Raw genomic sequence first — 26,424 nt, forward strand, 5'->3', positions numbered from 1 at the left:
TCCCGGCACGTCGTCGATGTCGAACGCCATGACGACTGCCTTGAGCCCGACTGGCAAGCTGGCGATGTCCGGCACGTCCCAGCAGAAACGACCTTCGCAGGGACCCATGGCGAAGAATGCCTTCGGCACCGGCCAACCGTTCGCCTCGGCAGTAGCGGCATACTCCAGCGCGGCGGGGCTGCCATAGGAGTAGGCCGTCACCGCGAGCTTGTCGAGATCGACGCGAGAATGGCCAGCGTTGTCAAGTTCCTCCAGCGCGTCCTGGAAGCGTTCCACGCTGCTCTTGAGAAGAACGCCATCGCCATAGTCGGCGTAGACCGGGGCGATGATTACATACCCCTGTCGTGCGAGGTGCGTGAACCAGTTGGTCAGCTCGTCCGGGGTGGTGTATCCACCATCTCCGCAGCAACCGTTGAGGTGGAGGATGACTGGCAACGGTTCGGACGCGGCCGGGGTCGCTCCACCCGAATCGTCAGTCGGCTCGACGATCCAGAATCCGGCCGCATTGGCGCCGTAGTGCTGGATTCGGGCACCGGGGAAACGGTAGCTTGCTGCGCTGCCGGGTCCAGTCTCGGGCGGTCCCGGCGGAGTGATGGCTCCAGCGGTCGACTGTGCCAGCATGGTCGACGGAAACAGAACAGAAACGAGAACCAGCACGGCAACAGTCACGCGCGCTAGGCAGGTCATCGAGTGCTCCTTTCGTTTCTTCGCGGCAAGGGATGGGGAAACGTCGGTCAGCGCACCAGTCCCCTTGTCCGCCCCTCGATGCGAACCACATCGATGTGAGTCGCTGATTGCATGATGGGTGACCGGAAGAGGAGGCACATCCGTATTTCTTACTGATTCGGAAGGCGCAGGCGGGGGCACGTCGGCCCTTCAATGCGGCGGGAGGACGAACGTGAGTTATGGAGATGTGTTGGTGGCAATCAAGCGCAGTTCCCGGGCGCGACGCACCGCGTCCCGACGAGACGAGACGTCGAGCTTGGTGAGGATATGACCGACGTGGGTGTGCACGGTGCGCGGACTGATGAAGAGCGCGTCGGCGATTTCGCGATCAGTGGCGCCCATGGCTATCAGCTCCAGGACGTCTCGCTCGCGTTGGGTCAGTTGCTCGCGCGCAAAGATCGCGGCCTGGATCGATGCGATGAGCGATTCGATGTCCGCCACACTCGCGCGGGCGCCTGCCGCAGTTGCCGATCCGAAGGCGTGCCGCGACATCGACGCTTCGAGACGGGCGCGCGTTTCCTCGGCGATGGGACGAAAGCCGAGGGCAAGCTGCGCTCCGGCGCGTCCGAGGCGCTCGTCCATGACGCCGATCAGAGTAGCGGCTTCGGTGGTCAATCGGTGCTGCAGAGCAAGATGGCTGAGATACGCAAGTGATCTCGCAATTGCCCAGCGTTCATCGATTTCCAGGAAGGCAGATGCTGCTCGGGCGAAAAAGTCGAATGCCTTGCGCTCGTCGCCTGAATCGAGCCAAAGCCGCCCCAGACGGAGCAGACAGAACCCAGAGCCGCTCCTGTGCCCAATCTCCTCGAAAATGTCCAGCGCCTCCAGCACATAGCGCTCCCGAAGGTCGCGCTCACCTGGCAACGGCGCGAAGCCGCTTCGGATCATGAGCGCCATGGCCGCATCGGAAGGGAGCCGGAGTTCGCGCCAAATGGACAAGGCCAGCTCGATCCGCTCGATGGAGCGTTCGTGTTTGCCAGCGTCGGCGTCGATGAGCGCCAGCATATGCAACGAGAGCGCGCGCAGTTCGATTTCTCCGATGCGTTCGGCAATCGACAATGCTTCCAGGAGCACAGGTTCGGCGGCTGGCCCGTCGCCCTGGGTCCACTGCACCATCCCCAAACCGGCGAGAGCCCAGCCTCGGGATCGCGGGGGCGCATCGGGCGCTCGTTCCAGCCCCATCTGCAGCCAGGTTCGCCCTTCGTTCAGCAGTCCGCGATGATGCCAGAACGTTGCCGCGTTGCCCGCGATATCGAGGACAGTCTGGTAGTCGTCCATTGCGGCGCTGCGGTTGAGGGCGGCAAGGAGATTGGGGTACTCCGCATCGATATCCCAAAGATGCGCGATGAACGACTCGTTGCTGTCGAAGCGGTTCGGATCGAGCCATTCGCGGTTCGAGGCGTACCACGATGCATGCGCGCGGTGCGCTTGTTCGAGTTCTCCATGCTCCCGCAGCAGCTCGATCCCAAATTCGCGCACGATCTCGAGCATCGCATAGCGATCGTCATTCCCGGCGCCGGGCGAACGATGGAGCAGGTTGCTGGCGACGAGAGCGCCGATCGTTTCGATGAAGGGCTCCCCGTTCCGCGCGGCGGAATCTCCGGCATCTCGGTCGGTGAGCAGGGCTTCGGCGGTGTGTAGGCGAAAGCCTCCCACGAACACCGAGAGCCATTGGAAGGCGTGGCGCTGCCATTCGCTCAGGAGCTCGTAGCTCCAGGCGATGGTGGCGCGCATGGTGCGCTGCCGTTCGGGGAGGTCACGATAGCCATGCGAGAGCAGGGAAAGCCGCGGATTCAGGCGCTGCTTGAGCTCGCGTGGAGAGATGGTTCCGATATGCGCCGCGGCGAGCTCGATGGCGAGCGGCAATCCGTCGAGCTGGCGGCAGATTTCCTGCACATCGAGCACCAGCGACTGGTTCTGGATGAGCGAAGGATCGCGCTGGCGGGCGCGATCGAGGAAGAGCCGGACCCCTCCTGGAAGCTCCGATTCTCCCGACGTGGGCGAAGGCTCGACGGCGAGCGGAGCGACGGGGAAGAGCCGCTCGTCCTGCAAGTGCAGGGGGATGCGGCTCGTTGCCAGGATTGTCACACGCGGGCAGGCGTGCAGCAGCCGGGCAATGTCGAGTCCCGCTTCCGCCACGTGCTCGAAGTTGTCCAGCAGCAACAAGACCCGCTGCTCGTGAAGCGCTCCAATGATTCTCATCAGCATGGGCGCAGTGTCTGAGCGGTGAAGACCGATGGCCTGTCCGATCGTGGGGACGACGAGCTCCGGATCGCGCACAGGAGCGAGGGACACGATCACAAGACCGTCGACGAAAATGCCTTCTGCCCGGTGGGCCGCTTCGAGGGCGAGCCGGGTTTTTCCGACTCCGCCTGGTCCGGTAACCGTGATCAGGCGCTCAGCTGGGTCGGTGAGCAGCGAAATGAGCTCGGCAAGGTCGCGGTCACGACCATAGAGCATTCCACGCGGCCGTGACGGGCCGCCGTACGGTCCGGGAAGCAGTTCCAGAAATTCGGGTACGTGTGGACGGGGTTCGGTTGTCCCGGTGTCCAGGCCGGTTCGTCCGCTCCCGCGCTCGACTTGACGATACATGACCCTTGTATCGTGCGCTGGCCGAGCCTGGACGTCAACCCATCCGTACCATCCCTTCCCGCCGGCCGAGAGCGCGGGGGCGCTTCGGGTTGGTGGGAAGGGGCGCGGTCCGCCCAGGTGAGAGAGGAAATGCGCGGACCGGGTACGGTGGTGGTGCGGTCAGCAGGTCCCGCGCTCCTCGCGCAGGTTGGGCCGAGCGGTGAATAGAGCGCGCAGCGGGTTGGAGAGGCCTGCGATCCAGCCGAGCTGTCGATTTCGCAGCCGAGCGTCGACCACCAGATGATGGCGCGCGAGCGCATGGTCACGCAGTTCCATCTCCAATCGCTGGAGATCAATGGCGTTGTGCATTCCGAATTGCATCATCGGCCTCCATTCGGTGCTTGCCGCCACGGTGATCCGGCGGCATCGATCGAAACGGGCTGGGGACCTGTTTCGCGTCTTGGCGGGGAGCCAAATCTCCGGACCGTTGTCTCGATCGGGAGATGCTTCTATCCTATCGCCCATACCCGACAATTCCTGTCGTCTTTTGTAGGAATGTGGAACAAATGTACGACCCTTCGATGCGAGTGTTGACCGTGCTCGAGCTCTTGCAGGCGCGCGAACGGGTGACCGGCAAGCAGTTGGCGGAACATCTGGAGGTGAGCGACCGCACCGTCCAGCGGTACATCATGCGCCTACAGGATCTGGGGGTTCCGGTCGAATCGACCCGCGGTCCCGGAGGGTATTACCGGCTGAAACCGGGGTTTCGCATACCGCCGCTGATGTTCGATGCTGATGAGGCGCTGGCGGTTTCCATTGGTCTCGATGCGCTCGGGTCGATCGGCCTGGGCACGATCGCACCGGCGGCGGAGAGCGCCAAGTCGAAATTGGAGCGGGTGCTGCCGCTGCAGCTGCGCGAGCGTGTGAATGCCGTGCGCACCGCGATGATGCTGGAGCGGCCACGCCGCACGGTCGACGCCGATTCTTCGGTGCTTTCCACACTGGCGATGGCCGTCTATCAGCACCAGCGGGTCCGCATGGGCTACCGGCGGGTCGATGGCCGCGCCACGGTACGCACCATCGAACCATACGGGCTAATGCTTCACAACGGCCGCTGGTTTTTGGGAGCCTATTGCACCTTGCGGCGCGGACAGCGGCTTTTCCGGGTCGACCGCATTGCCAGCATCGAGTCTGTGGGGGAAACCTTCGTGCCTCCGGACGCCTTCGACATGAAAGAGTTCGTCTATCGCGGGCTGGCGTATGCGGCCAGCGACTGGAAGATCGAGGTGTGGCTGGATTGTTCGGTGGAGGACGCCCTGCGCCGCTTCCCGGTCGCCTATGCGGAGTTCGTACCGGATGGAAGAGGAACCGTGATGAAGCGGGGATCGGATGATCTGGAAGATGTCGCGCTTACGCTTCTGTTCTCCCGATGCCAATTCGAGATCCGCCGCCCGGATGAGCTGTATGACGCGTTTCACCGTGTGGCAACCCAGGCGCTAGCGGTTGCGGGAAAGGCGGACTCCTGAGCGCCGATTCCGGCTCCGGTAAGCGATACGCGGTCATTGCGTTCCGTTGTCCGAGAGAAAACCGGTACTTCTACGGAGGACCTTATCAGTCGCAATCGGTAGGCTGAGACCAATCACTCGCAGGCGTATCGATTCAGCAACCACCACGATTGATTCGAGCGGACGAGGAGATTTGCCATGGCGCCGGACTCTCTTGATTCGCAGGGTGCTCCACCAGGTGGATTCGACCTGGTGGCCGAACGCTCACCACTGGCGGCGTTACTGGCGCGGGATTTCGCGCCCTTCTGGAAGCGGCTGGTGGCGGCGATTCTGGATGGGTTGTTTCTGCAACTGATTCCCGCTGTGCTTGGTGGTCTGCTGGCATCGCTTCCGCTCAGCGACCTGCCACTGCTCGACATCCTATATGCGGTTGGATTCATCGCTGCGGGAGCCACTCCGGCATGCACTTGCTCAAGGTGCGCGTGGTCGATAGTGAAGGAAATCCGCCAGGCATTCGGCGTTCGATTGTGCGCTACATCATTCCTGCCTTGAGCTTGCTGCCCTGGTTGGCATTTCTGGCCTCACCTGGTTTCATGCTCGATCTCGGTGCTCCGGTGTTGATCGTGCTGGGGGCGGCGACGATGGTGCTCGGCGTGCTCGATCCGCTCTGGATGATCTGGGACGCGCAGAAGCAGACGCTCCACGACAAGCTGGCGTCGACGTTTGTAGTCAATGTGGGGTAGCTCGACTCCTGCATGCGTTGGGCACGTGTCTCAGGATGAGTTGGCGGTTATTGCGGGACCGCGACTTCCTAATCGGCGCCCATTTCGTCGCCGCAGGTTTGGATTTCACGCTAGGCGCCGGACACGTCCGTGCAGGTGATAGTCATCGATTCGTCCGCCATCTCGACGGCGATCGGGGACAATGAGATGCTGGCGAGTCCCGCGTTGACTCCGCGCTCGAATCCATTTTCGAGGGCGGATTCGCTTACCAGGAGTGACGTGACGCCCTTGGTCACGTCGGTGTCGTTGAGCACAAACGCGTTGTCCTGCACCGCCGGCACTCCATGCAGTTGCATGTCGGCCATAGTGATATCGATGCCATCCGCGCCTATCTCAACGAGACCGTTGACGATCGTGGCATTGCCATTGAAGATTTCGACGCTTGAGTCGCTGGTGGTGTCAGTGAAGCTGCTGATATCGAGGTCGTGTCCGGAGAGCGTCACCGCGCAAGGGTTACGCTGGTGCATGACGAGCGCGTTCTCCATCGACCGTTCGACCTGGAACGCTACCTCTTGTTCGACCGCTTCTGTCGACCCGCTCTGGAGACTCGGCCAGAGCCGATAGTATCCGTAAAGTCCAGCGCCCGAGCAGAGGAGCAACGCCGCGAGCGCACCGCCGAGCAAAACCTTTTGCATGGTGGACATGGCGTGCTCCTCACGCGGCTGGACTTGCGTCCGGAGTCGTCTCTGTGCACGCGCGGCGCGGGGCGCCGGAACCGGGGTCGTTTGTGGTTGCCTCCTTGACTTGTGCCATGACCGCATCGCCCGGGGAATCGATCGTGGAATCGATCTGCGGAAGGATGCCGGGCACGCCCGATTTGGCAACGTCGATATCGACGCCAGGAAGCGCGGGACGGAACCCGATTATTTCCCAACCGAGCTGTTGCAACTCGGGATCGAGGAGCGCCTGCATCAGCTTCTCCCCGTTCTCGGTGCGCGCGATTACTGGATGGGAAGTCCAGACGGTTGGTTCCGGGTAAAGCATGCGCACGTTGTCGCGAATCAGCTGCTGGTCCTCGGGATGGTCGATCAGGTAGTCCGCAAGCTGGGACTCGATGAGTGCGACCAGCGGGCGGGCCCCCTCGCCAAGGGTCAGGTAGGAACGGAAGAGCGCCTCGGAAGACGGCTCGAGGAACCCGACATGCGAGAAATAGTCGTAAATGCTGGGGAGCACTGAAGCCACCGTGGCGGTATCGACCACCTGCAGGCAGTTCATGGTGTTCGCCAGGAGCGCGGCGAAGGTGCGGCCAGAGCTACTGCGGTCCGGATCGGTGGGATAGACCTTCACGGTTGTGGGTCGATTTTCGAAGCCCAGGTCTTTCCAGGTGGCGCCACTCTCCAGCAATGCGAGTAGCTTGGGCATATCAATGAAATACGCTCCGCTCTCGTCCTTGCGGGCGATGCCCTCGCGTTCCAGCGCATTGATGATGGCCGTCCAGGAGTAAATCACCATGGGCGAGAGGAAGACATTTCGGTAGGGATCGCGCCGGTTCTGGCATTCCTCGTACATGGCGATCTGGCTTTGCTCACCGGCAAAGAGAAAGTCGACATCCTCCAGATCGGCCGGATCTTTGGGGCACAGCATTTCGGTCGTAGCCATCCCAATGACATCGACCTCGATTCCATACCGCTCGCGCAGGATGCGTTGTACCTCGGGATGCGCGAAGTAGGGCACCTTGAGATTGCCGACATGTCCCTTGATCAGGATCGTGTCGGACTTGGGTTCGGGCGATGGCCAGAAATTGCCAATGGCCGCGAGGATGAGCACACAACAGAGAACACCGGCTCCGAGTTGCTGGGTGGGTTTCATAGTCGCATCTCCGGATCGTCGTCGGTGATGATATGCACGAGCTCGGAATCGTCGTCATCGTCGGCTTCATCCCAGAATGTCTCCAGGAGCGCCGCGAGATCCATTACGTCGCCATCGTGATAGCGTTGATAGAACTTGCGAGCCACAGCTTCGTTGCGGGGAACATCGACTTGCTCGAAGCGAACGAGCTGCGGGTTCGCCAGGTCGATTTCGCGGTTGGTCAGCCGCACGTAATACGCGAGCTTTTTTGAGAATGGCTCGACGATCACCGCTTCGTAGTCGGGAGCAAGCGAGAAGTTCCGATCTTCCTGCATGACGTCGAGCATGCGGCCGAAGGTTTGTCCGATCGCTTCGACGCGGCCGCGCATCGATTCGTCATCGATCTGTTGCGCAAGCCCCAGAACTCGCGCGGTGTCTTCACGCGCGCGGACGAACGCTTCCTCATCTGGGCTCAGCGGTTCGACGACGACTGGCGGCGTTTCCGCAGTCTTGCCAATGAGAAGCGCGACGCCCAGATAGACACCCACTCCGAGTAGCAGCGAGAGCGGCGCCCATAGGTCGAGCGCGAGCAGGAAGAGGGCGGTGGCCGCCAGTGCGGCCACCAGGGCATACGGAGAGAAACGACGCAGGACGGCCAGGGAATCGACGCTCAGTTGCTGCAAATTGCCTGGCATTGCCACCTCACGCTTGCTTCGTTCTCCAGAGAAACTGAGATTCATCCAGCACCTCCGTGCGATTGGCATCCGCTGGACCGAAGACGGATCGAAACGAGAGGTCAGGCGTTGGCAAAAGCGTCGCGCATGGCATCGATGAGTCCCTCCCGTCCGTCGTAGATATCCCCTTCGTTACGGCAGTGATCTTTTCAAGTTGTCCTTTGGAGGCATCCCCAAAGAGAATCGAATAGACCGGTACGATCTCTTTCGGGTTCGCCGGGAGGTCGGCCACGAAATCGTCGAAGCTGCCTTTGTTCGCTTTTCCATCGGTCATCAGCACGATGGCCGGTGTGTAGCCGTCCGGCATTTCCTGAAAGTATGTCAACGCTTCTTGCAGGCAGTTCCAGGTATTGGTCCCTCCGCCCGTGTCTGTGTCCTGAATCTTTTCGAGCATCCCCTGAAGATCGGCAGGATCGTTCCCCTGGATGGAGTGGCTCATCTTTACCCCTTCGCTATAGGCAAGCACGAACAGGCGATCGCGGTCGGTGCGCTGTAACAGGTAGTCATCGGACACCTCCGGATCGAGAAGGGTCACCATAGCTTCCTTTAGGTTCTCAATTCCGCTGCCACCCATGCTGCCTGAGAAATCGAGACAGAACACGACAAACGACGGCTTTCGGAAGGTGGTCTGGTAGAGATCGAGCGCTTTCAGCATCACCTCGGCCGAGGGAAGCGTGATGGGAACCAAGACGCGATCGACATCGATACCCCAGTCGGGGTTGAACACGGCGGGATTGACCAGGGCAGGATCCATTTGCAAACCCAATCCGGTGCGCCGGCCCATGGAGGTCAGCTCTCGCTGGACTTCCGGGGATTGCAGGTAGGTTTGCATGCGATCGAAGAGCGCGGCTTTTTCGGGATCGCCACGATCGAGGAAACCGAGCGGCCAGTCGGCGATCGCCAGCCCGTCGACGGGATAGACGACGTAGAGCAGGTCGGATTCCCCTTGCGCGATGAGCCGCTGGTTCGCGGTAATGATGGCCGACTCGTTGTTCACCATGCCGTCGTAATCGGCATAGTTTTCCAGGAAGAGATCGCGCAGATATCCGGAGGCGCCGGCGGTGCGGTCGACTGCGCCAAGGATGCGAGTTAGTTTGTCGGCAACCTCTAGATCGTCGAGCATCTCACTCGTGAGCACGTCTGGGTGCCCGGCAAAGGCATAGAGATACCCGAGATAGGCCATCGCACCCGAGTTGCTCTGGGTGGCGCTCGACATCATGAAATCGAGCTGATCGCTTTCCGCGGCGGTCAGAATATCGTCTACGTAGACATCCTTGCCGATCCATCCCAGTTCCTCCGCTTTGCTGCGCTTGATGCCGAACACAACCGGAGTACCCATGATGCTACGGGTTCTGGAGACCACGTGCTGGGTGTCGCCCAAGCCGAGCCAGACCGAGCTGGCGGGCCAGACGGCGTCGTATGCTGTCGCGCCGCGTTGCAGATCCATCATCGTGTCGACCGAACCCTGGTACGAAGGAACGAACTCGATTCCTTCTCGTTCGGCAAAGCGCTCCATGATGGTCGGTTCTTCAGATTCGGCGTCTTCGAAAAGCGCGCGATTTTCCGATCCGGTGAGAATGGCGAACTTCTCGCTCGCAGGCGCATCGCTGCTATGGTCGAGTTGGTCGCGGACCACGCCTGCTCCCCCACAGAAGACGAAGAAGAAGGCTACGGCCGCGACAAACGACACGGCCCTTTGCATGGGCGATTTCGGTTCCTCATATTCGGTAGCAAGACCATGGTCAGACATGGAGCCCCGCCCTTTTCACTTGTCGATGCGGAGCGGATTATGCCACTCCGCACCTTCGAAGGTAGCGATTCAAGAATGAGCCGCGCGTTCCACGAATGAAATCCGTATATGTACGGTTTTTTCTCACTGGATGTGCACGTAGCCTGACGTGAATGAGTCAGGCGCGCACCAGGAGGCGCGGGCTCCGGATTCGTCTCCGTGAAAGTTGAGTTTCCATGGCAATCCTCGATCGTCTCTCGCTACTCTTGCGCGCGAATGTGCACGCCGCGATCGACCGGGCAGAAGATCCCGAGAAGGTGCTCGATCAACTGATTCGGGATGCCGAGGCTGGGCGCCAGGCAGGGCAGCAACAACTGGTCGAGATCGTGACGCAGCGCAATCGCGTTGCCGCCGAGGCCGCACATGAGGAACGAGTGGCGCGCAAGGCGATGGCACAGGCGGAAATCGCTGTGCGTAACGGAAACGACGAGCTTGCCCGGGACGCGCTGCGCCGCCGGCATGACGCCATCGAGGCGGCCGGTTTGTATGGGCAGCAAGCCGAAGCGCAGCAGCTCATGGTCGATCGGCTCAAGACTCAGCTCGCGCAGATCGACACCAAGTTGCGGCGCATGCGGCAGGAACGCACCAACCTGGTAGCTCGCCAGCGGGCGGCAGAAGCGCAATCCGCGGTCGCAACCGCGGCGTTCAAGATCAGTGAGGTGAATGTCGACGGAGAGCTTGCGCGAATGGGGCGGCGGGTTCGGCAATCGGAAGCGATTGCTTCGGCTTCGCTCGAGGTCTACTCCGACACCCTTTCGGGGCGGCTCGATGCGTTCGAGGACGAACGCGTCGAAGCGCAGCTCCTGGCGTTGAAGGGGAAGACGGTTGCCGGTATCGACCTGCTCGGTGACCCATTGCTTCTTGCGCTCGATGAGTCCGGCGAGCAGCAGGACCATTTGCAGATGTCACCATGACGAAACGGCGTACAATCCCAGGTCATTCGAGATGAACAGACCGTGGCGGTTCATGTGACTGTGGGTCCGCTTGCCCACTATGCTCATTGATAGAGGCTTCGCATGAACGATCGCGTTTCAGCCGAACGCCCTTCCCTTTGGCGGGAGGCGTACGCGCTACCCCACCCGGTCTTCACGCTCGTGGGGCGGGATCAGGACATCGCGGCGATGCACGACGCGCTGCGGCAGGGCGCCCGATTGCTCACGCTCACAGGTGCAGCCGGCACTGGGAAGACGGCTCTCGCCGTCGAACTGGCACAACAACTTAGCGCCGGTGCCGAGGTATCCGCATTTCTGCGCTTGGCGCCGTTGCGTGATGCCGCGCTCGTGCCGAAGCTGCTCGCCTCGGTCTGCGCATTGGACGGTTGGCCCGATCTGCCCATCGACCGGTTCCCTTCGGAACTGCACGGCGTCTTGGTGCTGGATGCGTTCGATCATGTGCGGGACGCGGGCGCATCGATCGTCACATTGCTTGAGCGATGTCCACGACTGATCGTGGTGATCACCAGCCATGACGCGTTGCACCTCCCGATGGAAACCGCTATCTCCCTCAGGCCTATCGATCCAATCGCGAGTCAGATGCTGCTGCAAGCGCGTGCCGCGCGCTATCGTGATCGAGCACCGGAACAGAGTGACGTGGTCGTGACTATGGATGGAAACCCACTTAGCCTGGAATTGTTTGGGGGGCTTCTTCAGACAGGCCGCTCGCCTCAGATAGACCCATCCGCGGACACCGGTTCGACCCTCAACACCTTGATCGAGCAAGCCATCGATGCGCTTCCTCCTCATGCGCGACGGTTGTTCGAACGGCTGTGCGTCTGCGCGGCCGGATTCGAAGCAAGCGCGGTCGCTACACTCGCTGACTGCGTGCCGAGCATCGAGGGCGACAGTTCGGTCCATCTCAAGGCAATGACGGAGCTGGGACTGGTCTGTCAGCCGGGGACAGCCGCGGTCGCGGCGTCATTCGAGATTGCGACTGCGGTCCGGGAAGTGGGATTGTCCCGGCTCAACGAGTCCGGCGAGCTGGCCGCGGTCCGATTGGCCTATTCCAATCATCTTCTTGCTCGAGCTGCCAAGGTGGGCGAACTACTTTCCGGACCCCGGCGCAACGCGGCCCTGGCCTGGTTCGAGCGGGAATATGCCGGGCTACGATTGGCATTCGGGTCGTTCGTGCAGATGAATCGCGTCCAGCATGCCCGTGCGCTGGCGGAGGCGTTGCTTCCGTATTGGTTGATTCGCCGCCGCTTTCGAGAAGCCCGGCGGTGGTTGACCGTCGCACTGGAGTTGACGTCGCCTCCGTACTCCGATGATAGCGAAGTGGAGCTCCTGGTCGCACTCGGGCTTTTGGAGCTGTACCTCGGGAACGATGCCGCCGCGCGGACGCGCGCGCTTGCCGGCGCGCGGCCAGGAATGCAAGTACCCCAAACAGGCTGGCGTGGAGCCGCCCTTGCGACACTCGGAATGCTGGCGGCGCGCGAGGGTGATCTCGATCGGGCTATCGGGCTCTATCGGGTCTATCTCGAGGCAACCCGCGCTGCTCACGACGGGGTTACCTGGGCGCCACAGCTTCGGGCGATCACCCGGCTGGCGCTGGCATCGGCCTATCTGGCACGTGGCGAGCTGGAAGATGCGGAGTACCACGCCACCATGGCCCTGAAGCGCGCGATTTCATTGGGCGACCCGCTCCTGGTTGGATATGCGCGCGTCAATCTGGCCGCAATTGCAGCGGCGAGACCTGAACTCGATACCGCGCTGGAGCTCTATCGGGAAGGCATCTTGCTGTTGATCGAGCAACCGCATACGAGCGCGGCCAGCGCGGGCATTCTAGGTCTGGCGTGCATCGCGCAGCAGATGGGCGCAACGACGGTCGCTGTTCGGCTGCTGAAGTTGGCGCGCGCGATGCTCGATGCAGGGAGTCCCATTCCACCTTTTTTGGTCTCGTTTGACCCGGATGAACTGGAGACGCTCCTGCCGGAGAAGACCCGAACGACGGTCGGGCAAGCGCCGATTCCGGAGTCGATCGACCAGCTTTCGGGCGCGGCGGCGATCGTCGGGAAAAGCATCGATGCGCTTGCTGGTGCGCAAACGCCATCCGAATCGACACCTGTGCGGAAGGGACGAGGCGGACTATCCAATCGTGAGCTCGAAGCGCTCTGCCTCGCGGCAGAAGACATGACAGATCTGGAAATTGCCGATGCGCTCTTCATCTCGAAGCGCACGGCGTCGGATCACATGCGCAATGTGATCGGCAAACTGGGCGTCAACAGCCGGACGGGCGCCGTCGCCCGCGCTCTGCGAGAGGGGTGGTGTTCCTGAGCCGGCGTTAGAACGCAACCTGATGCACGCCCTTGGTGTGCAGCATTTCGCGGGCTTCGTCCGGGCTGGCGATGTCGAGCGAGAGCTCGTTGAGAATACGCACGATCTTGGCGACCTGATCGGCATTGCTCTCGGCCAGCTCGCCTTTGCCGAGATAGAGATTGTCTTCCAATCCCACCCGGACATTGCTGCCCATGATGGCGCCCATCGTGACCAGATTGAACTGGTGACGCCCGCCGCCCAGCACCGACCAGACGTAGTCGTCGCCAAAGAGGCGGTCGGCGGTGCGCTTCATGTGCATGAGGTCTTCCGGGTCGGTGCCGATACCGCCCAGGATGCCGAAGATCGTTTGCACGAAGAAGGGCGGCTCGATGAGCCCGCGGTCGACGAAGTGGGCCAGGTTATACAGATGTCCCACGTCGTAGCACTCGAATTCGAAGCGGATGCCGTGCCCCTCGCCAAGTTCCTTCAGAATGCGTTCGATGTCGGCCCAGGTATTGCGGAAGATATAGTCGCGCGAGGCTTCCAGATCGGCCGCTTCCCATTCGTTCTTGTATTCCTTGATGCGCGCCGCCATCTGGTACCGGGCGAAGTTCATCGATCCCATGTTCAGCGAGCACATTTCGGGGGAGAGCCGTTTGGCGGCTGCGGTGCGCTCCTCCAGCGTCATGCCCTGACCGCCGCCGGTGGTGATGTTGATGATGGCGTTGCAGCGTTCCTTGATCTCGGGGATGAACGCCAGGTACTGATCTGGCTCTGGAGTCGGCTTGCCGGTCTCAGGGTTGCGGGCGTGCAGATGGACGATCGCCGCGCCCGCTTCCGCGGCGCCGATCGCCGATTCGGCGATCTGCTCGGGCGTGACCGGCAGATGCGGCGACTGCGACGGCACATGCACCGCCCCCGTCACGGCACAGGTAACGATGACCTTGCGAGCGCCACTCTTCGCCAATTTGCTTCTCCTTCATCCATTCCCGCGCCGATCGAACTCTCGTCGCGCAACGGTACGGGGTAGCGCGCCGATTGGCAAGCTGGCTCGCAATGGACCACGACATCCGGGAGCACACGGCGCTGGGCACTCGAGGTTCTGGCCAGGTTTCCCTTCGGCAATCGAGCCGACTTACCATCCGTAACCAACTCGTGCGACAATAGACGGAGTATTCGATGGTGAACTCAGAAATGGGTGTCGCCCAGGAGCGCGCGACGTGGTTACAGCTCCAAGACGGACGCATCACAGCTCGACGTTGCACAGTCCAGTGTTTGGCGGACCTGCGGGAAGCGATCCTGCTGTGGTGCAAGCGATTGGCGATACCCCGCTGCTCGGGTTGAGCCGGTTTGCGCAACGTATCGACTTGCCGGCCAGTATCGAACTTTGGCTCAAGGCGGAGTGGGCCAACCCCGGTGGATCGGTCAAGGACCGGCCAGCGCTTGCGATCGTGCGAGAGGGACTCGCCTCGGGATTGCTCGGCAATGGCAAGACATTGCTCGACGCAACTTCGGGCAATACCGGCATCGCCTACGCCATGCTCGGTGCGGCGTTCGGGTTCCCGGTCGAGTTGGTGGTTCCCGAGACCGCTTCCAGCGAACGCAAGGCAATCCTGGCGGCGTATGGCGCGACCATCGTCTACAGCGATCCGTATGAAGGATCGAATGGAGCCATTTTGCTGGCACGTGAACTGGCCGCCGCGCATCCCGAGCGCTATTTCTACGCCGACCAATACAGCAACGCCGCGAACCCGCGTGCCCATTTCGAATCGACCGGTCCCGAGATTTGGGAACAGACCGATGGACGGATCACGCACTTCGTGGCGGGACTGGGTACGACCGGGACCATGATGGGCACCGGGGCGTTTCTGCGTGAGCAAGACCCGGGGGTCACACTGGTGGCCGTTCAGCCTGCCGAGTCGTTCCACGGCATCGAGGGATTGAAACACCTGCCGACCGCCATCGTGCCGTCGATCTACGACGAGGGTGTGCCCGACGTGCAGATCGGCGTCGATACCGACGACGCGTACGCGTTCGCCCGGGAGCTTGCCCGGGTGGAGGGTATCTTCGCCGGGATCTCGACCGGCGCCGCGTTGGCCGGATCGGTGCGCATCGCCCGTGAATGCGCGGAACGGGATGAACCGGCCGTCATCGTTTTCGTAGCTCCGGACGGTGGCGGGAAGTACCTGTCGACCGAGCTGTGGAGTTGAGTGTGAGTCCAGGGTCCAGAGTCCAGGGAAGCTCGCGCTGGACTCTGAACCCTGGACTCTGGACCAGCAAGAACAAGAGAGGAACACCAAATCTATGTCCACCACGACCAACGTGCTCGTGCTGATTCCGGCCCCGCTGCGCCGGTACACCGGCGGTGAAGCGAAGGTGACCGCCAGCGGTGCGACCATCGCCGAACTGATCGACAATCTGGATGTTGCCTATCCCGGCATACGCGACCGTATCGTCGAGAACGACGGTGAGATTCGCCGTTTCGTGAACGTCTTCGTGAATGGCAACAACGTGCGCAAGCTGGACGGCGCTCAAACGGCGATCAAGGATGGCGACGAGGTCGGTATCGTGCCAGCCATGGCGGGTGGAGTCGCGCTAGTGCCGGTCATTCGCCTGCCGTCCGCCATGCGTGACGCGATCTATGCGCACGGCCGGGAGGGTATCCGCGCGAATGTATGGGAATGATCGGTGGCGTCGGAGACGAGTTGATCGATCTCTACCGCATGGTGAACATCTCGGAGATCGACAAGGCTTACGCCGACGACCCGATCGAGAACATCGAAGTTGGCGAGATGATGGATGCACGCGGCCAACTGCCGCTCGTCATCTATCACTCACACCCGGGACCGAGGCGTATTTCTCTCCCACTGACGAACGTGTTGCCTCGCGAAGGGCTTTGGGGACCGATCGTTTACATCGTCGCCTCGATCAAACCGGACGCCGATCCGTATATGAAGGCGTTTCGTATTCCGTTCGATGACGCGCCGGTCGAAGAGGTCGAGATCGAGATCGTTCGGTGAAGTTGCGAAACATGTGAGAACGCAGACGGGCCGGGACTCCTACATTCGTCCCGGCCCGTCGCTAGTCTATGCTGCGCATGTTGCTAGCGTCGGAAAGACCGCCGAGAGCCAGTCGCGATAGCAAACGATCCGGCGGCAAGCGCGAGCGCGACGAGATTCGTCAGCCCGAATGTACCGTTCGAGTCGTGAGGCCCTGCGCCGGTGTTCGGGAAGGCATTCACCACTGGCTGGTCGACCTTGGTGGTCTTTGCCGCGGTCGATTCACTGTACGTGTGCGTTGCCGCTTCCCAATGGGCGATCGGGCAGATCCAACCGCCGTGGTGACCGGGATGGCTTGTGCGGTTTGTGTGGTTTCTCGGGCTGCTCCGGCTCCGGTGATGGACTCGGCTCCGGTGATGGACTCGGTTCCGGTGATGGACTCGGTTCCGGTGTGGGAGTGACGACTGAGAAGCTCTTCGCCCGCAGGAAGACATTGCTATCCAGGTTGCCGTCGCCGGCATCTGCAATTGCAAGCTTCATTGTGTTTGTCTGGTTCGGAATCACTGTTGCACTGCACGTCAGCACGACGGTGAAGCCGTCCATGTTGATCGCATAGTCGTCCTCATAATTTGGAACGTAGTACTCCGCCATGGAATCATCGTTGATCGAGTTGATCGAAACGCGAGTCCCGCCAACGGTCGCGCAGTTGACTCCGTTTACATAGAAGGCGAAGACGTCGTTGAACTGTGAGCCAACGTACTCAGGGTATTCGATGGAGGAGAAGACATAGTTGAACTCCACCGTGTTGCCCGTCGGGACGAAGTCGAAAGTCAGCACTGATGCGTCGTAGGTCGTCCCGTCGATCTCGGCGTTCAGGTCAGCATCGCCGTCGGCTCGAGGGAGTTGGTTGCGTTTGCTCCGGGGACAATGCCGTGAATGTTTCGTGCTGAGAATGATGCCGTCTTCGAAACCGATGATGCCGGTTCCGCCGGTGACCCCGCTTCACTGGACGCTGGACCCTGGACTCTGGACCAGCAAAAAGAAGAGAGGAACAACGAACCTATGTCCACCACGACCAATGTGCTCGTGCTGATTCCGGCCCCATTGCGCCGATACACCGGCGGTGAGCCGAAGGTGACCGCCAGCGGCGCGACCATTGCCGACCTGATCGACAATCTGGATATCGCCTATCCCGGCATACGCGACCGTATCGTCGAGAACGACGGTGAGATTCGCCGTTTCGTGAACGTCTTCGTGAATGGCAACAACGTGCGCAAGCTGGACGGCGCTCAAACGGCGATCAAGGATGGCGACGAGGTCGGTATCGTGCCAGCCATGGCAGGTGGAGCGCGGTAGTGCCGGTCATTCGCCTGCCGTCCGCCATGCGTGACGCGATCTACGCGCACGGCCGGGAGGAGTATCCGCGCGAATGTATGGGAATGATCGGTGGCGTCGGAGACGAATTGATCGATCTTTACCGAATGGTAAACACCTCGGAGATCGACAAGGCTTACGCCGACGACCCGATCGAGAACATCGAGGTTGGCGAGACGATGGATGCACGCGGACAACTGCCGCTCGTCATCTATCACTCACACCCCGGGACCGAGGCGTATTTCTCGCCCACTGACGAACGTGTTGCCCGCGAAGGGCTCTGGGGGCCGATCGTTTACATCGTCGCCTCGATCAAACCGGACGCCGATCCGTATATGAAGGCGTTTCGTATTCCGTTCGATGACGCGCCGGTCGAAGAGGTCGAGATCGAGATCGTGTAGCGTTCGACGATAAGCAAAGATTTCGAACGGCAGGAATCACCAACAACGCCCGGACCAGAACGGCCCGGGCGTTGTTGGTTGTGCAGATCCGGTGTTTACGCGACAGCGCCGGCGAGGGCAGGGACAAAGCAGCCGACCTCGGTGTATTCGATGTCAGCGAGATTCATGGGGCCATGCTCCCCGCACATCGGGCAGTTGGGATCGCGGTCGAGGTTCAGTTCACGGAACTCTTCTTCCAGCGCGTCGTACATGAGCAGCCGGCCAGAGAGGGTCGTACCGATCCCGAGCGCAATCTTGAGCACCTCGGTCGACTGAATGAGACCGATGATTCCCGGGAGAACGCCAAGCACGCCGCCTTCGGCGCAGTTCGGCGCAAGATCGGGTGGTGGCGGATCGGGGAAGATGCACCGGTAGCAGGGACCGTTTGGCGGATCGAAGACGGTCGATTGCCCTTCGAAGCGGAAGATGCTGCCATGCACATTCGGCTTGCCGAGCAAGACGCAGGCATCGTTGATGAGGTAGCGGGTGGAGAAGTTGTCGGTGCCGTCCAGGATGATGTCGTAATCGCCGAAGATGTCGAGGATGTTCTCTTTGTCGAGGCGCGTCTGGTAGGTGACCACCTTCACATCAGGATTGAGCGCCTCGATCGCCATCCTGGCGGATTCGACCTTGGGCATCCCGATCCGTTCGGTGCTGTGCGCGATCTGGCGTTGCAAGTTGCTGTCATCGACGATGTCATCGTCGATGATGCCAAGTGTGCCGATTCCGGCGGCGGCCAGATAGAGCGCCGAGGGAGAGCCGAGACCGCCCGCTCCGATCATGAGCACCTTGGTCTTCAGCAGTTTCTGCTGGCCAGCCTCGCCGACCTCTGGCAGCAGGAAGTGCCGGCTATAGCGGCGCCGTTGGTCCTGGGAGAAGGTCGCCGGTTTGGACCACGGGAGGGCGGCGGTCTTCCATGCGTTGAAACCGCCGTCCATGCTGGCGACGTCGGTGTATCCGAGGTCTTCCAGCGCGCGGGCTCCGAAAACGGAACGGGCGCCCCCCGCGCAGTAGACGACCACCGGCGCGGACTTGTCGGTGGCGATCTGCTCGATGCGTGATTCGAGGAATCCACGCGGAATGTGCACCGCGCCGTCGATGATTCCTTGCTCGACCTCGTCCGCCTCGCGGATATCGACCAGGATCGCGCCCTCGCGCCGGAGCCTCTCAGCTTCCGGCAAGTCGATGTTATTGATCTGCTGTTTCGTCCTCAGGAGCAGATCCTGATAGGTAGCCATGTAGCGCTGTCTCCATCGTGCGGCCGGACCATGGACCGCAATTGCTCAGTTCTTACTAAAGATAATTGAATTATACGGGGAGTGCGAGTCTGGTTCCGTTCGACGAGCGGTGCATACCCTTCGTAGGGAAGGTGCGCAACACGTGGTCTGCGGGTGACCGATCAGCCAGCTGCTTTCGAGCGGTTCGTTCGGAAGACGATCCAGGCGTGCGTCGCCAGGCCGACTCCCCAGTCCAGCAGCACCCATTTGACCCAAAGGTTTCCGGGTGTTTTCTTCAGGTTCACGAAAAGCAGAACGATATTGACGACGGTGAAGACCGCGGCGTGCAGATAAAAGCCCGTTTGCGCTCGCTTCTGCACGTCGTGTTCTTCCTGGGGCATGGTGTCCTCCACGAGTTGGCCGACTACAAGGGTAAACCGGGGGCGAAACCAGGACTCCAGCCCGGGCACGCGGCGGAAAATGAGAACGCGGTGCGGAAATTCCCGCACCGCGCTCGTCGAGAATCGCTTCCGTCAAATGGAGGCTATTCGCCGAGGAGGGCGTCCCCAAGCTCGATGCCGGCGTCGATGAGGTCTTCGGCGTGGACGATCTCGTCGGCCAGTATTTCGCCGCCATTGTCACGAATGGCGCCCATCAGGGTGCGCGCCCAGGTTTGCTCGAAGGCGACGACGGCCGCGGTGCTCCCGACGGGAATCTCATCGGCCATTTCGTCGAAGAGCTCTTCGCTGTCAACCAACTCGATTCCGTCTTCCAGGCCGATTTCAGCGCCGGCTTCCATGCCTTCCTCGCCCGCCGCGCCGAGGCCGATCAGTCCGCCGACCACCGCGCCCAGCAGCGGTCGTCCCGGAAGGAGTTCGCTATCGATATCGATCAGCTCGAACTCGTCCTCGGCAACGCGATTCACGATGGCAACATCGACGATGGTGATCAAGCCGTCATCTTCCAGCTTCAGGAACTCGTCGGCGATCTTTCCTTCCCAGCTCGGGGTATGCAGGAGCACGGTCATGAACTGAATTGGGCCGATCAGCACGGGAGTGGTTTCTTCCATGTGTTGCAGTCCTTTGCGAGCGTCACTACGTGAAGGGAGACTCCCATCTTCGAAAGCATAGCTGCCGCGGCGTGGGGAGTCGTGCTCCGAAAGGGGTATTTCGCCGTCTCGGGCCTACGAGGAGATTGCGCGGCGGAGCGCCTGATCGAGATCGGAGATCAGATCCTCCACGTCTTCGATGCCGACCGAGAGACGGATGAGGCCGGCCCGAATGCCGATTTCGGCCTGCTGGTCCTCATCGAGCGCGCGATGGGTGGACATTGGCGGGGAGACCGCGAGACTGTAGACATCGCCCAGCGACGTGCCTGGCAGAAAGACCTCGAGCGCATCGAGAAAACGGAAGACCTCGTCCTGACCGGCATTCGCGATTTCGAACGAGACCATGCCACCACGTCGCTCATCGAGGAAGATGGCCGCTGTTTCGGACGAGCAGGAATAGCCGGGATAGTAGACGCAATCGACGGCGGGATGCTGGGCCAGCCAGGCGGCAATGAGATTTGCGCTCTCGCTCTGTTGCCGCATGCGCAAGGGCAAGGTCTTCAAACCCCGTAACGTGAGCCAGGCCTCGAACGGTCCCATGACACCGCCGGCCAGGCGGCTGATCGTGCTGAGGTCTTCGATCCGCTCCGCGTTCGCGCAGATCACCCCGCCGAGCACATCGCCGTGCCCGCCCAGGTACTTCGTGGTCGAGTGCATGACAAGATCGACGCCGAACGCCGCGGGATTGACGAGGGCTGGGGACGCGAAGGTGTTGTCGCAAATGACCGCCGCGCCGGCTGCATTGGCCATTTCGGTGATGGCAGGCAGATCGGCTACGTTCAAGAGCGGGTTGGAGATCGTCTCGAGCAGAACCGCGCGTGGGCGGTGGGTGTCGATTTGGGCGCGCAGCGCGTCCAGATCGAACGGGTCGACGTAGATGGTTAGCACATCGAGCGAATCGAAAATGGTTTGCAGGAGCGCAAAGGTGGCGCCGAAGAGCTCGCGCGAGGCAACGATCGTCGAGCCTGCGTTCACGCAGCTCAGGATCGCGGCATGCAGCGCGCCCATACCGCTGCCGAAGACGATCGCGTCCTCGGTGCCTTCGAGGGTGGCAAGGGCTACTTCCAGGGCCCGGATGGTGGGATTTCCGTGCCGGGCATAGTTGTACCCCGGTTGTTCTCCAGCGAAGACCGCGTCGAGCGACTCCATGTCCGGGTGGATGAACGTGGTGGTGGAGAAGATCGGCGTCGTGGTGGAGCGTTCGACCGGGAGTGGGATGCGCTCGCCGGCATGGACGGCACGAGTGGCCATGCCGCGTTGCCGAAGCGGCTGAGAACCGATCTGATCGTCCACCTGTGATGACCCCTGACACTGGAAGCGCCCCGGCTGCGCGCCCGTCAGCCAGTCCGTGGGAGAGTATAGGAGGAGGCTCCGCGAACGGATCTCAGGGTCATCGCAATCGGCGCGCTGGATTCCAGTTGTTCCGACGATCAGCCAGAATCGAGCTGGAAGGTGTCTGCGGGTACGAGATTGGCCACCACCGCTTCCAGCGACGGTATGCGCTCCAGAAAGACGACCAGATTCCAATGAGCGGGGTTTGCCGGGAGTGCCAGTGATGGAACGACGATCCCGTGCGCGCCGCGGACATGGCGCAGGAACCCGGCCGTGGCGCGTGCAACCGCGCGGTCGGCAAAGCAACCGGGGGCATTCGGAATCGCCAGCCCGTCGATGACAGCGGCGTCGGTAAGATCGAAGACGCGCTCCAGGGAGAGCTCGATGGCGTAAACCCTGCGTTCCTGCAGCAGAGGTGCGAGGTCGGGATGCCGGTCTCGCTGGAAATGCGCAGCGAGTTCGGCCCGCGCGGTTTCGCGCGAGTTCGCGAGCAGCAAAGTCGGCTCACCGGGGGCATTCCAGCGCTGCTCGCGCGAACGGCCCGCCAGATGCGTATCGAGCGGCGGAAAGGGTGACTGGACCGGAATCTGCCGGTAGACGACACCGTGCCAGGGTCTCGGATCGAAAGCGGTCATTGGTCAGGGGCCAATGCCGTCGTAGTCCGTCGCCAGGAGCGCGAGCACCGCACCCGATTGGCGGCGTTCGATCAACTGCAACGGTGTCGCGCCGTCGTAGCCCGGCAGCGGCAGAGCGAGAAAGCGGCGCATCCCGTCGGTGCCGAACACGATGGTCGCCAAATCGACGATCTCGCGCAGTTCGGCAAGCAGCCTGCGTCCAGCCGCGTCCTTCGGAAGCGAACCTTTCGCCTCCCAGCGCTCGATAGTCTTGGCGCTGACGTCGAAGACGCGCGCCAATTTCTCACGGGAGAGGTCGAGATCGGCCCGCACGCGCTTGACCTCGTAGGACCTGGTTTGTTCGGTGAGCGTCGTGACCATCGTCGAAGTATAGACATTTGTCGAATCCGAGACAGAATCGGCTGGTGACGCCCACGAATGCGAGATGGAACCATGCGCCGCGCTGGTCAACTCCCGGCAATGACGTAGCCGTGAAATCAGTATGTATACCGATGCCAACGCGGTCATCGGCGCGCAGGATACGTATCAGCGCACCAACTGGCGCCGTGTTGGGAGATCCAGCGCTTTCAGGTCGCGGCTCGTACGATCGAGGCGTCTGGCCACACCACTGCGGGCACGCGCCTTGTCACTCGATCATTGATCGGATTGTGTTGTATGGATGACGTATCGAAGCAGAACAATCGCATTCTCTATCTGCTTTGCCTCTGCCTGATCATGGGTGTGCTCAATTTTCTCGCGATGACCCCGTTCTATCCCGAGGTGTCTTCCGATCTCGGCGTGTCGATTTCCCTTCTGGGGCAGGTTGTCACGTTCATGGTGCTGTTGAGCGCCGTTCTCGGGCTTGCGATCGGTCCGATTGTCGATCGTTGCGGCTATCGTCTACCGCTGACCATCGGGGTTTGCTGCGTCGCCATCAACGTGACCGGCGCGGGGCTGGCTCCCTCATTTCCCTGGTTGCTGAGCATCAGCCTCGTCGGCGGGCTCGCGGACGCGCTGACGTTTGGCATTCCGTTCGCTATCGTAGGCGTCATCTTTTCGCCGGATGATCGGAAACGTGCCCTCAGCTGGCTGGTTGGGTCGATGAGCGTTGGCGGGATCATCGGGATCCCGTTGCTCACGGTCCTCGGCAGCGCCACCAGCTGGCGGGTGGCCATGATTGCGCTCGGCGGAATCGCGGTATGCATTGCGGTGCTGACACTCATCGTCATTCCCAAAGACCGCCGCCGGTCTGAAATCCCTTGGAGTTTCCATGTGTTCACGGCTGCCTATGCTCCTGTGCTGGGTCACGCTTCGACAGTCCGCCTATTGACGGCAACCGCAATTCGCTCGATCTGCTGGCTTGGGGTGCTCACCTACCTGGGAGCGTACCTGGGTCAGGAACATGATTTGAGCACCAAAGGGATCGGGCTCGTCTACACCATCGGCGCGACCGGCTATGCGTTCGGGAGCTCGATTGCGGGACGATTGATCGGCCGTGTGGCGGCGCGGATAGTCGTGGGCATCATGTGCGTCGTGACCGCGCTTGCCACGGTAGCGGCGGGCTTCGCCATCAATGTGGGTTTCGCGGTCGGTTCGATTGTGGTTATGGCGATGGCAAGCGCTGTGATCGCAATCGGCGTGACCCTGTTGCTGTCGACCGAGAGCCTGGGCGAGCAAGGAACCACGATGCTGCTGAACGGATCGATGGTCAATTTTGGCGGGGCGGCCGGCGCGGCGATTGGCGGAGGTTTGATCGCTATGGGCGGGTATCAGGCGTTTGGCCTTGGGCTTTCTGCGTTTTCCCTGTTGGGAGCGGTGTTGGTGTTGTGGCCACAACGCCGGGAGCGTGATGTGCACACACCGTTGCACCCGGGTGTTGCAACCGAGGAGCCGGAAACAGCGGCGTCGATTTGACGTCGCTGTTTCCGTGCGGTGTGCTGGCGGCTTTCCTTACTGCAGATAGTCTCCTGCGACCCAGCCAGTGCCGTAGGGGGTCGAGACCCGATACCAGCCGTACGTGTTGGCAAAGATCGGGCCGGAGATGATCGTTACCACCGTGCCAGCGGGGAGGATCGCGATGGTGCCGTAACCGGTGCCAGCGCCGGTGCGCAGCCGCAGTGACGTGGTGGTGTATGGCGTCTCACCCGGGACGAAGCTGACATTGTTGTCCTGGAAGGCGAGGTAGGTGCCGATGATGTATCCGGCCACCGTGCCGTACTGGACGTTGTACCAGCCGTTCGAGGTCGGGCCAGACAGCACCGTCACCGGCCCATTTCTGGGAATCACGAGCAGCACGCTGTAATTGGTGCCAGCTCCGCTGCGCAGATTCACCGCCGTGGTGGCGTACCCCCAGGCCGGGTAGAGCAGCATGTAGTCAGCGAACGCGTAGCCGTAGGTCGAGCCGTAGCGGACGCGGGCATATCCGGTAGCGCTGATACCGTAGTCCGGGTACCAAACCGGGGTCGACCCGGCTGGCATCACCGCCAACACGGCCGAAGAACTCGAGGCCGAAGCGCGCAGATTGAGGCTCTGGGTCACATATGCCGGGCACGGGCCGCACGATTGCGCGCTTGCCTGTTGCGGCTGTTGCACGGCGCCAAGCGCCATCGCGGCGAGAAGGAGTAACGCGAGGAATCCTCTCTTCATTGCACATTCCCTTGTCGTTGCCCGGCATACGCCAAAGTTGCGGGTTGGCGCATGCTCCCGGTTTCCACAGCGTGAAATCGCCGTTACCGGCGAGCGCATAATTCGACGGTACCGAACGCGTGCCCTCACGTCAACTTGAACGTACGACCAATGGAGGTGTGGGATCGATCATCAGGCGTCATTCGGCGCGTGGGTTGACATAGATGCCGGCATTTTGTCGATTCGGCGCGGTCATCCTCAAAGGAAACGCTACGGAAACGCTACGGAAACGCCCAGGTTCGGCGCAGAAGTATGGGACGGCGCTTCTTGTCTACTCGGCACGGACAGCCGATCTGCGCAGTTCGCTCGACAGGTCCGAAACGGCGACCGCCAGCAAGACGACGACTGCCGCGAATGCCACGTCCAGATTGGTGCGACCCTGCACGACGAGCATGAGTCCGATCAGCACGACGATGGCCACTGCCTGCGCGCGTGAGATGCGGCCGAACATCGTTGCCTTGTAGAGCAGATTGCCGAGCAGGAAGAGCGCAGGTCCCCCAAGGAGAACGAGGACTGTCGCCCGGCCTGCCGTCTCGTCCGGATGCGCGAGTGAGAGTTCGTCGCCGGCGGCGGCGACGATGATGCCGGCGACCATGTACATGTGATAGAAGGTGTAGGCGAGGACGCCCAGGCGTCCTGGATCGGCTGCCGTGCCCATGCGCGCTCGCGCCAGTTCGATGGTGCGGTCGAAATAGATCCACCACATTGCAACACTACCGACAAACGCCACCGTGAAGGCGGTCCAGGTATCACGCGAGTGGGGAAGCTCCCCGAACCCGGCGCCAGTGATGAGCACCGACTCGCCAATGGCCAGAATGATGAACAACAGGCACCGCTCTGCCATGTGAAGACCGGTAATCGTGTAATCGGTTGTGCGGCTGCGTCCCAATCCAGGCAGCGGAAAGCCGAGGTAGATGACGAATCCGATGACCACGGAGGCCAGAAGCCACAATCCGAGCCGCCAATAACCGTCAGCAGCGGCGCCGGCCAACCACAGGATACCTACGAGCGCATCCCAAACCGCCACCCGAATGAACACCATCCGGAGCGGGTGGGCGAGGCCGACCGCCAGAAGGCCGAGAACCGGAGCGCCAACGGTGAGGACGACGACCGCCGCGGCGAACAATCCCGCCCGTTCCCCGAACGCTTCAGGAATCGAGGAAGCGAGCACCAAACCAACGAATGCCGCAACGAGCACCGCCAGCCGGACCGGCCGCGCGCGTACGTCGAAGTAGTTCGAGATCCACGTGATGCAGATCCAGCCCGCCCACACACCCCAAAGCAGCGCAAGCGTCTCCAGCGCACCCTTCCAGCTGAGCGCTTCGAGCAGGTGATGGGTCAGTTGCGTGACCGCGAGCGCGTAGACCAGATCGAAAAAGAGCTCGACCGGCTGTACCTCGCCGGCATGCCCTCCTGACGGGCGCAACCACCGGCCATGCAGGGAAGCGGGTTCGTCAGCTTCGTGCATCGCGTCGATTCCTCCCTTTTCCTGACCGTGCGATTGGCGGT

The 26,424-nt window shown here is 61.7% G+C and carries 26 protein-coding genes and 1 pseudogene; 10 read left to right on the forward strand and 17 right to left on the reverse strand.

Annotation, left to right across the window (positions count from 1 at the left end; genetic code table 11):
- The 3 genes from R2855_14915 to R2855_14925 all read right to left on the reverse strand — a co-directional run.
- Positions 1-687, reverse strand: a 687-nt coding sequence (locus tag R2855_14915; GenBank protein ID MEZ4532292.1) for a hypothetical protein, incomplete at its 3' end; no start/stop codon positions are given.
- Positions 688-903: 216 nt separating this feature from the next.
- Entirely contained in the window at positions 904-3,318 is a 2,415-nt protein-coding gene (locus R2855_14920) for a LuxR C-terminal-related transcriptional regulator (protein ID MEZ4532293.1), read from the reverse strand.
- A gap of 159 nt (positions 3,319-3,477) precedes the next feature.
- Positions 3,478-3,681: a hypothetical protein gene (locus tag R2855_14925; GenBank protein MEZ4532294.1), complete on the reverse strand. Its 204-nt coding sequence runs from the start codon at positions 3,679-3,681 to the stop codon at positions 3,478-3,480.
- 182 nt (positions 3,682-3,863) lie between these two features.
- Between R2855_14925 and R2855_14930 the strand changes: the two genes are divergently transcribed.
- Together R2855_14930 and R2855_14935 are read left to right on the forward strand one after the other, a co-directional pair.
- Entirely contained in the window at positions 3,864-4,823 is a 960-nt protein-coding gene (locus tag R2855_14930; protein ID MEZ4532295.1) for a YafY family protein, read from the forward strand.
- 413 nt (positions 4,824-5,236) lie between these two features.
- On the forward strand, positions 5,237-5,545 hold the full coding sequence (locus R2855_14935) for an RDD family protein (protein ID MEZ4532296.1): 309 nt from the start codon (positions 5,237-5,239) through the stop codon (positions 5,543-5,545).
- A gap of 110 nt (positions 5,546-5,655) precedes the next feature.
- Here R2855_14935 and R2855_14940 read toward each other — a convergent pair whose 3' ends face one another.
- From R2855_14940 to R2855_14955, 4 genes are read right to left on the reverse strand one after another with little or no spacing between them, the layout of a single operon-like run.
- On the reverse strand, positions 5,656-6,228 hold the full coding sequence (locus R2855_14940; protein MEZ4532297.1) for a hypothetical protein: 573 nt from the start codon (positions 6,226-6,228) through the stop codon (positions 5,656-5,658).
- Positions 6,229-6,238: 10 nt separating this feature from the next.
- On the reverse strand, positions 6,239-7,393 hold the full coding sequence (locus R2855_14945) for a hypothetical protein (protein ID MEZ4532298.1): 1,155 nt from the start codon (positions 7,391-7,393) through the stop codon (positions 6,239-6,241).
- Entirely contained in the window at positions 7,390-8,112 is a 723-nt protein-coding gene (locus R2855_14950; GenBank protein ID MEZ4532299.1) for a hypothetical protein, read from the reverse strand. The genes R2855_14945 and R2855_14950 overlap by 4 nt, the downstream gene beginning before the upstream one ends.
- Complete coding sequence (locus R2855_14955; GenBank protein ID MEZ4532300.1) at positions 8,075-9,808, reverse strand: VWA domain-containing protein; 1,734 nt, start codon at positions 9,806-9,808, stop codon at positions 8,075-8,077. Before R2855_14955 ends, R2855_14950 begins: the two co-directional genes overlap by 38 nt.
- A 263-nt stretch (positions 9,809-10,071) precedes the next feature.
- Here R2855_14955 and R2855_14960 point away from each other — a divergent pair, with 263 nt between their 5' ends.
- Positions 10,072-10,809: a PspA/IM30 family protein gene (locus R2855_14960; GenBank protein ID MEZ4532301.1), complete on the forward strand. Its 738-nt coding sequence runs from the start codon at positions 10,072-10,074 to the stop codon at positions 10,807-10,809.
- Between the two features lie 102 nt (positions 10,810-10,911).
- A complete protein-coding gene (locus R2855_14965) occupies positions 10,912-13,164 on the forward strand; it encodes a LuxR C-terminal-related transcriptional regulator (protein MEZ4532302.1) in 2,253 nt (750 codons plus the stop codon).
- Positions 13,165-13,171: 7 nt separating this feature from the next.
- On the opposite strand, the gene R2855_14970 is transcribed toward R2855_14965, so the two are convergent.
- The gene (locus tag R2855_14970; protein ID MEZ4532303.1) at positions 13,172-14,113 is read right to left on the reverse strand and encodes a 3-keto-5-aminohexanoate cleavage protein; all 942 of its coding nucleotides are present in this window, start codon (positions 14,111-14,113) and stop codon (positions 13,172-13,174) included.
- Between the two features lie 253 nt (positions 14,114-14,366).
- On the opposite strand from R2855_14970, the gene R2855_14975 reads away from it, so the two are divergent.
- The 3 genes from R2855_14975 (at position 14,367) to R2855_14985 (ending at position 16,166) form a co-directional block, all read left to right on the forward strand.
- Positions 14,367-15,356 (forward strand): pyridoxal-phosphate dependent enzyme, encoded by a 990-nt coding sequence (locus tag R2855_14975; GenBank protein MEZ4532304.1) that lies wholly within the window; start codon positions 14,367-14,369, stop codon positions 15,354-15,356.
- Between the two features lie 94 nt (positions 15,357-15,450).
- The gene (locus R2855_14980) at positions 15,451-15,831 is read left to right on the forward strand and encodes a ubiquitin-like small modifier protein 1 (protein MEZ4532305.1); all 381 of its coding nucleotides are present in this window, start codon (positions 15,451-15,453) and stop codon (positions 15,829-15,831) included.
- Positions 15,828-16,166, forward strand: a complete 339-nt coding sequence (locus R2855_14985) for a hypothetical protein (GenBank protein ID MEZ4532306.1) — start codon at positions 15,828-15,830, stop codon at positions 16,164-16,166. The genes R2855_14980 and R2855_14985 overlap by 4 nt, the downstream gene beginning before the upstream one ends.
- 261 nt (positions 16,167-16,427) lie before the next feature.
- Here R2855_14985 and R2855_14990 read toward each other — a convergent pair.
- Positions 16,428-17,126: pseudogene (locus R2855_14990) on the reverse strand (choice-of-anchor L domain-containing protein).
- An 81-nt stretch (positions 17,127-17,207) separates the two neighbouring features.
- Between R2855_14990 and R2855_14995 the strand changes: the two are divergent.
- Positions 17,208-17,501, forward strand: a complete 294-nt coding sequence (locus R2855_14995; GenBank protein MEZ4532307.1) for a ubiquitin-like small modifier protein 1 — start codon at positions 17,208-17,210, stop codon at positions 17,499-17,501.
- Positions 17,501-17,920 carry a M67 family metallopeptidase gene (locus tag R2855_15000; protein ID MEZ4532308.1) on the forward strand — a complete coding sequence of 140 codons (420 nt, stop codon included), beginning with the start codon at positions 17,501-17,503 and terminating at the stop codon, positions 17,918-17,920. Before R2855_14995 ends, R2855_15000 begins: the two co-directional genes overlap by 1 nt.
- A gap of 95 nt (positions 17,921-18,015) precedes the next feature.
- Here the strand turns inward: R2855_15000 and moeB are convergent, their stop codons facing one another.
- The 6 genes from moeB to R2855_15030 form a co-directional block, all read right to left on the reverse strand.
- Complete coding sequence (moeB, locus tag R2855_15005; GenBank protein ID MEZ4532309.1) at positions 18,016-19,197, reverse strand: molybdopterin-synthase adenylyltransferase MoeB; 1,182 nt, start codon at positions 19,195-19,197, stop codon at positions 18,016-18,018.
- 161 nt (positions 19,198-19,358) lie between these two features.
- Entirely contained in the window at positions 19,359-19,577 is a 219-nt protein-coding gene (locus tag R2855_15010) for a 2TM domain-containing protein (protein MEZ4532310.1), read from the reverse strand.
- Between the two features lie 143 nt (positions 19,578-19,720).
- Positions 19,721-20,245, reverse strand: a complete 525-nt coding sequence (locus R2855_15015; protein ID MEZ4532311.1) for a hypothetical protein — start codon at positions 20,243-20,245, stop codon at positions 19,721-19,723.
- A gap of 114 nt (positions 20,246-20,359) precedes the next feature.
- Positions 20,360-21,577, reverse strand: coding sequence for a PLP-dependent aspartate aminotransferase family protein (locus tag R2855_15020; protein ID MEZ4532312.1), 1,218 nt, complete (start codon positions 21,575-21,577; stop codon positions 20,360-20,362).
- Between the two features lie 137 nt (positions 21,578-21,714).
- Entirely contained in the window at positions 21,715-22,251 is a 537-nt protein-coding gene (locus tag R2855_15025) for an RES family NAD+ phosphorylase (GenBank protein ID MEZ4532313.1), read from the reverse strand.
- Between the two features lie 3 nt (positions 22,252-22,254).
- The gene (locus tag R2855_15030) at positions 22,255-22,611 is read right to left on the reverse strand and encodes a hypothetical protein (GenBank protein ID MEZ4532314.1); all 357 of its coding nucleotides are present in this window, start codon (positions 22,609-22,611) and stop codon (positions 22,255-22,257) included.
- 294 nt (positions 22,612-22,905) lie between these two features.
- Between R2855_15030 and R2855_15035 the strand changes: the two genes are divergently transcribed.
- The gene (locus R2855_15035) at positions 22,906-24,144 is read left to right on the forward strand and encodes an MFS transporter (protein MEZ4532315.1); all 1,239 of its coding nucleotides are present in this window, start codon (positions 22,906-22,908) and stop codon (positions 24,142-24,144) included.
- 36 nt (positions 24,145-24,180) lie between these two features.
- Here R2855_15035 and R2855_15040 read toward each other — a convergent pair whose 3' ends face one another.
- Both R2855_15040 and R2855_15045 read right to left on the reverse strand, forming a co-directional pair.
- Positions 24,181-24,876 carry an SH3 domain-containing protein gene (locus R2855_15040; protein MEZ4532316.1) on the reverse strand — a complete coding sequence of 232 codons (696 nt, stop codon included), beginning with the start codon at positions 24,874-24,876 and terminating at the stop codon, positions 24,181-24,183.
- A 310-nt stretch (positions 24,877-25,186) separates the two neighbouring features.
- Entirely contained in the window at positions 25,187-26,383 is a 1,197-nt protein-coding gene (locus R2855_15045) for a low temperature requirement protein A (GenBank protein ID MEZ4532317.1), read from the reverse strand.
- Positions 26,384-26,424 lie beyond the last annotated feature (41 nt).

The organism is Thermomicrobiales bacterium, assembly GCA_041390825.1.
In the GTDB taxonomy this organism is placed as follows: domain Bacteria; phylum Chloroflexota; class Chloroflexia; order Thermomicrobiales; family UBA6265; genus JAMLHN01.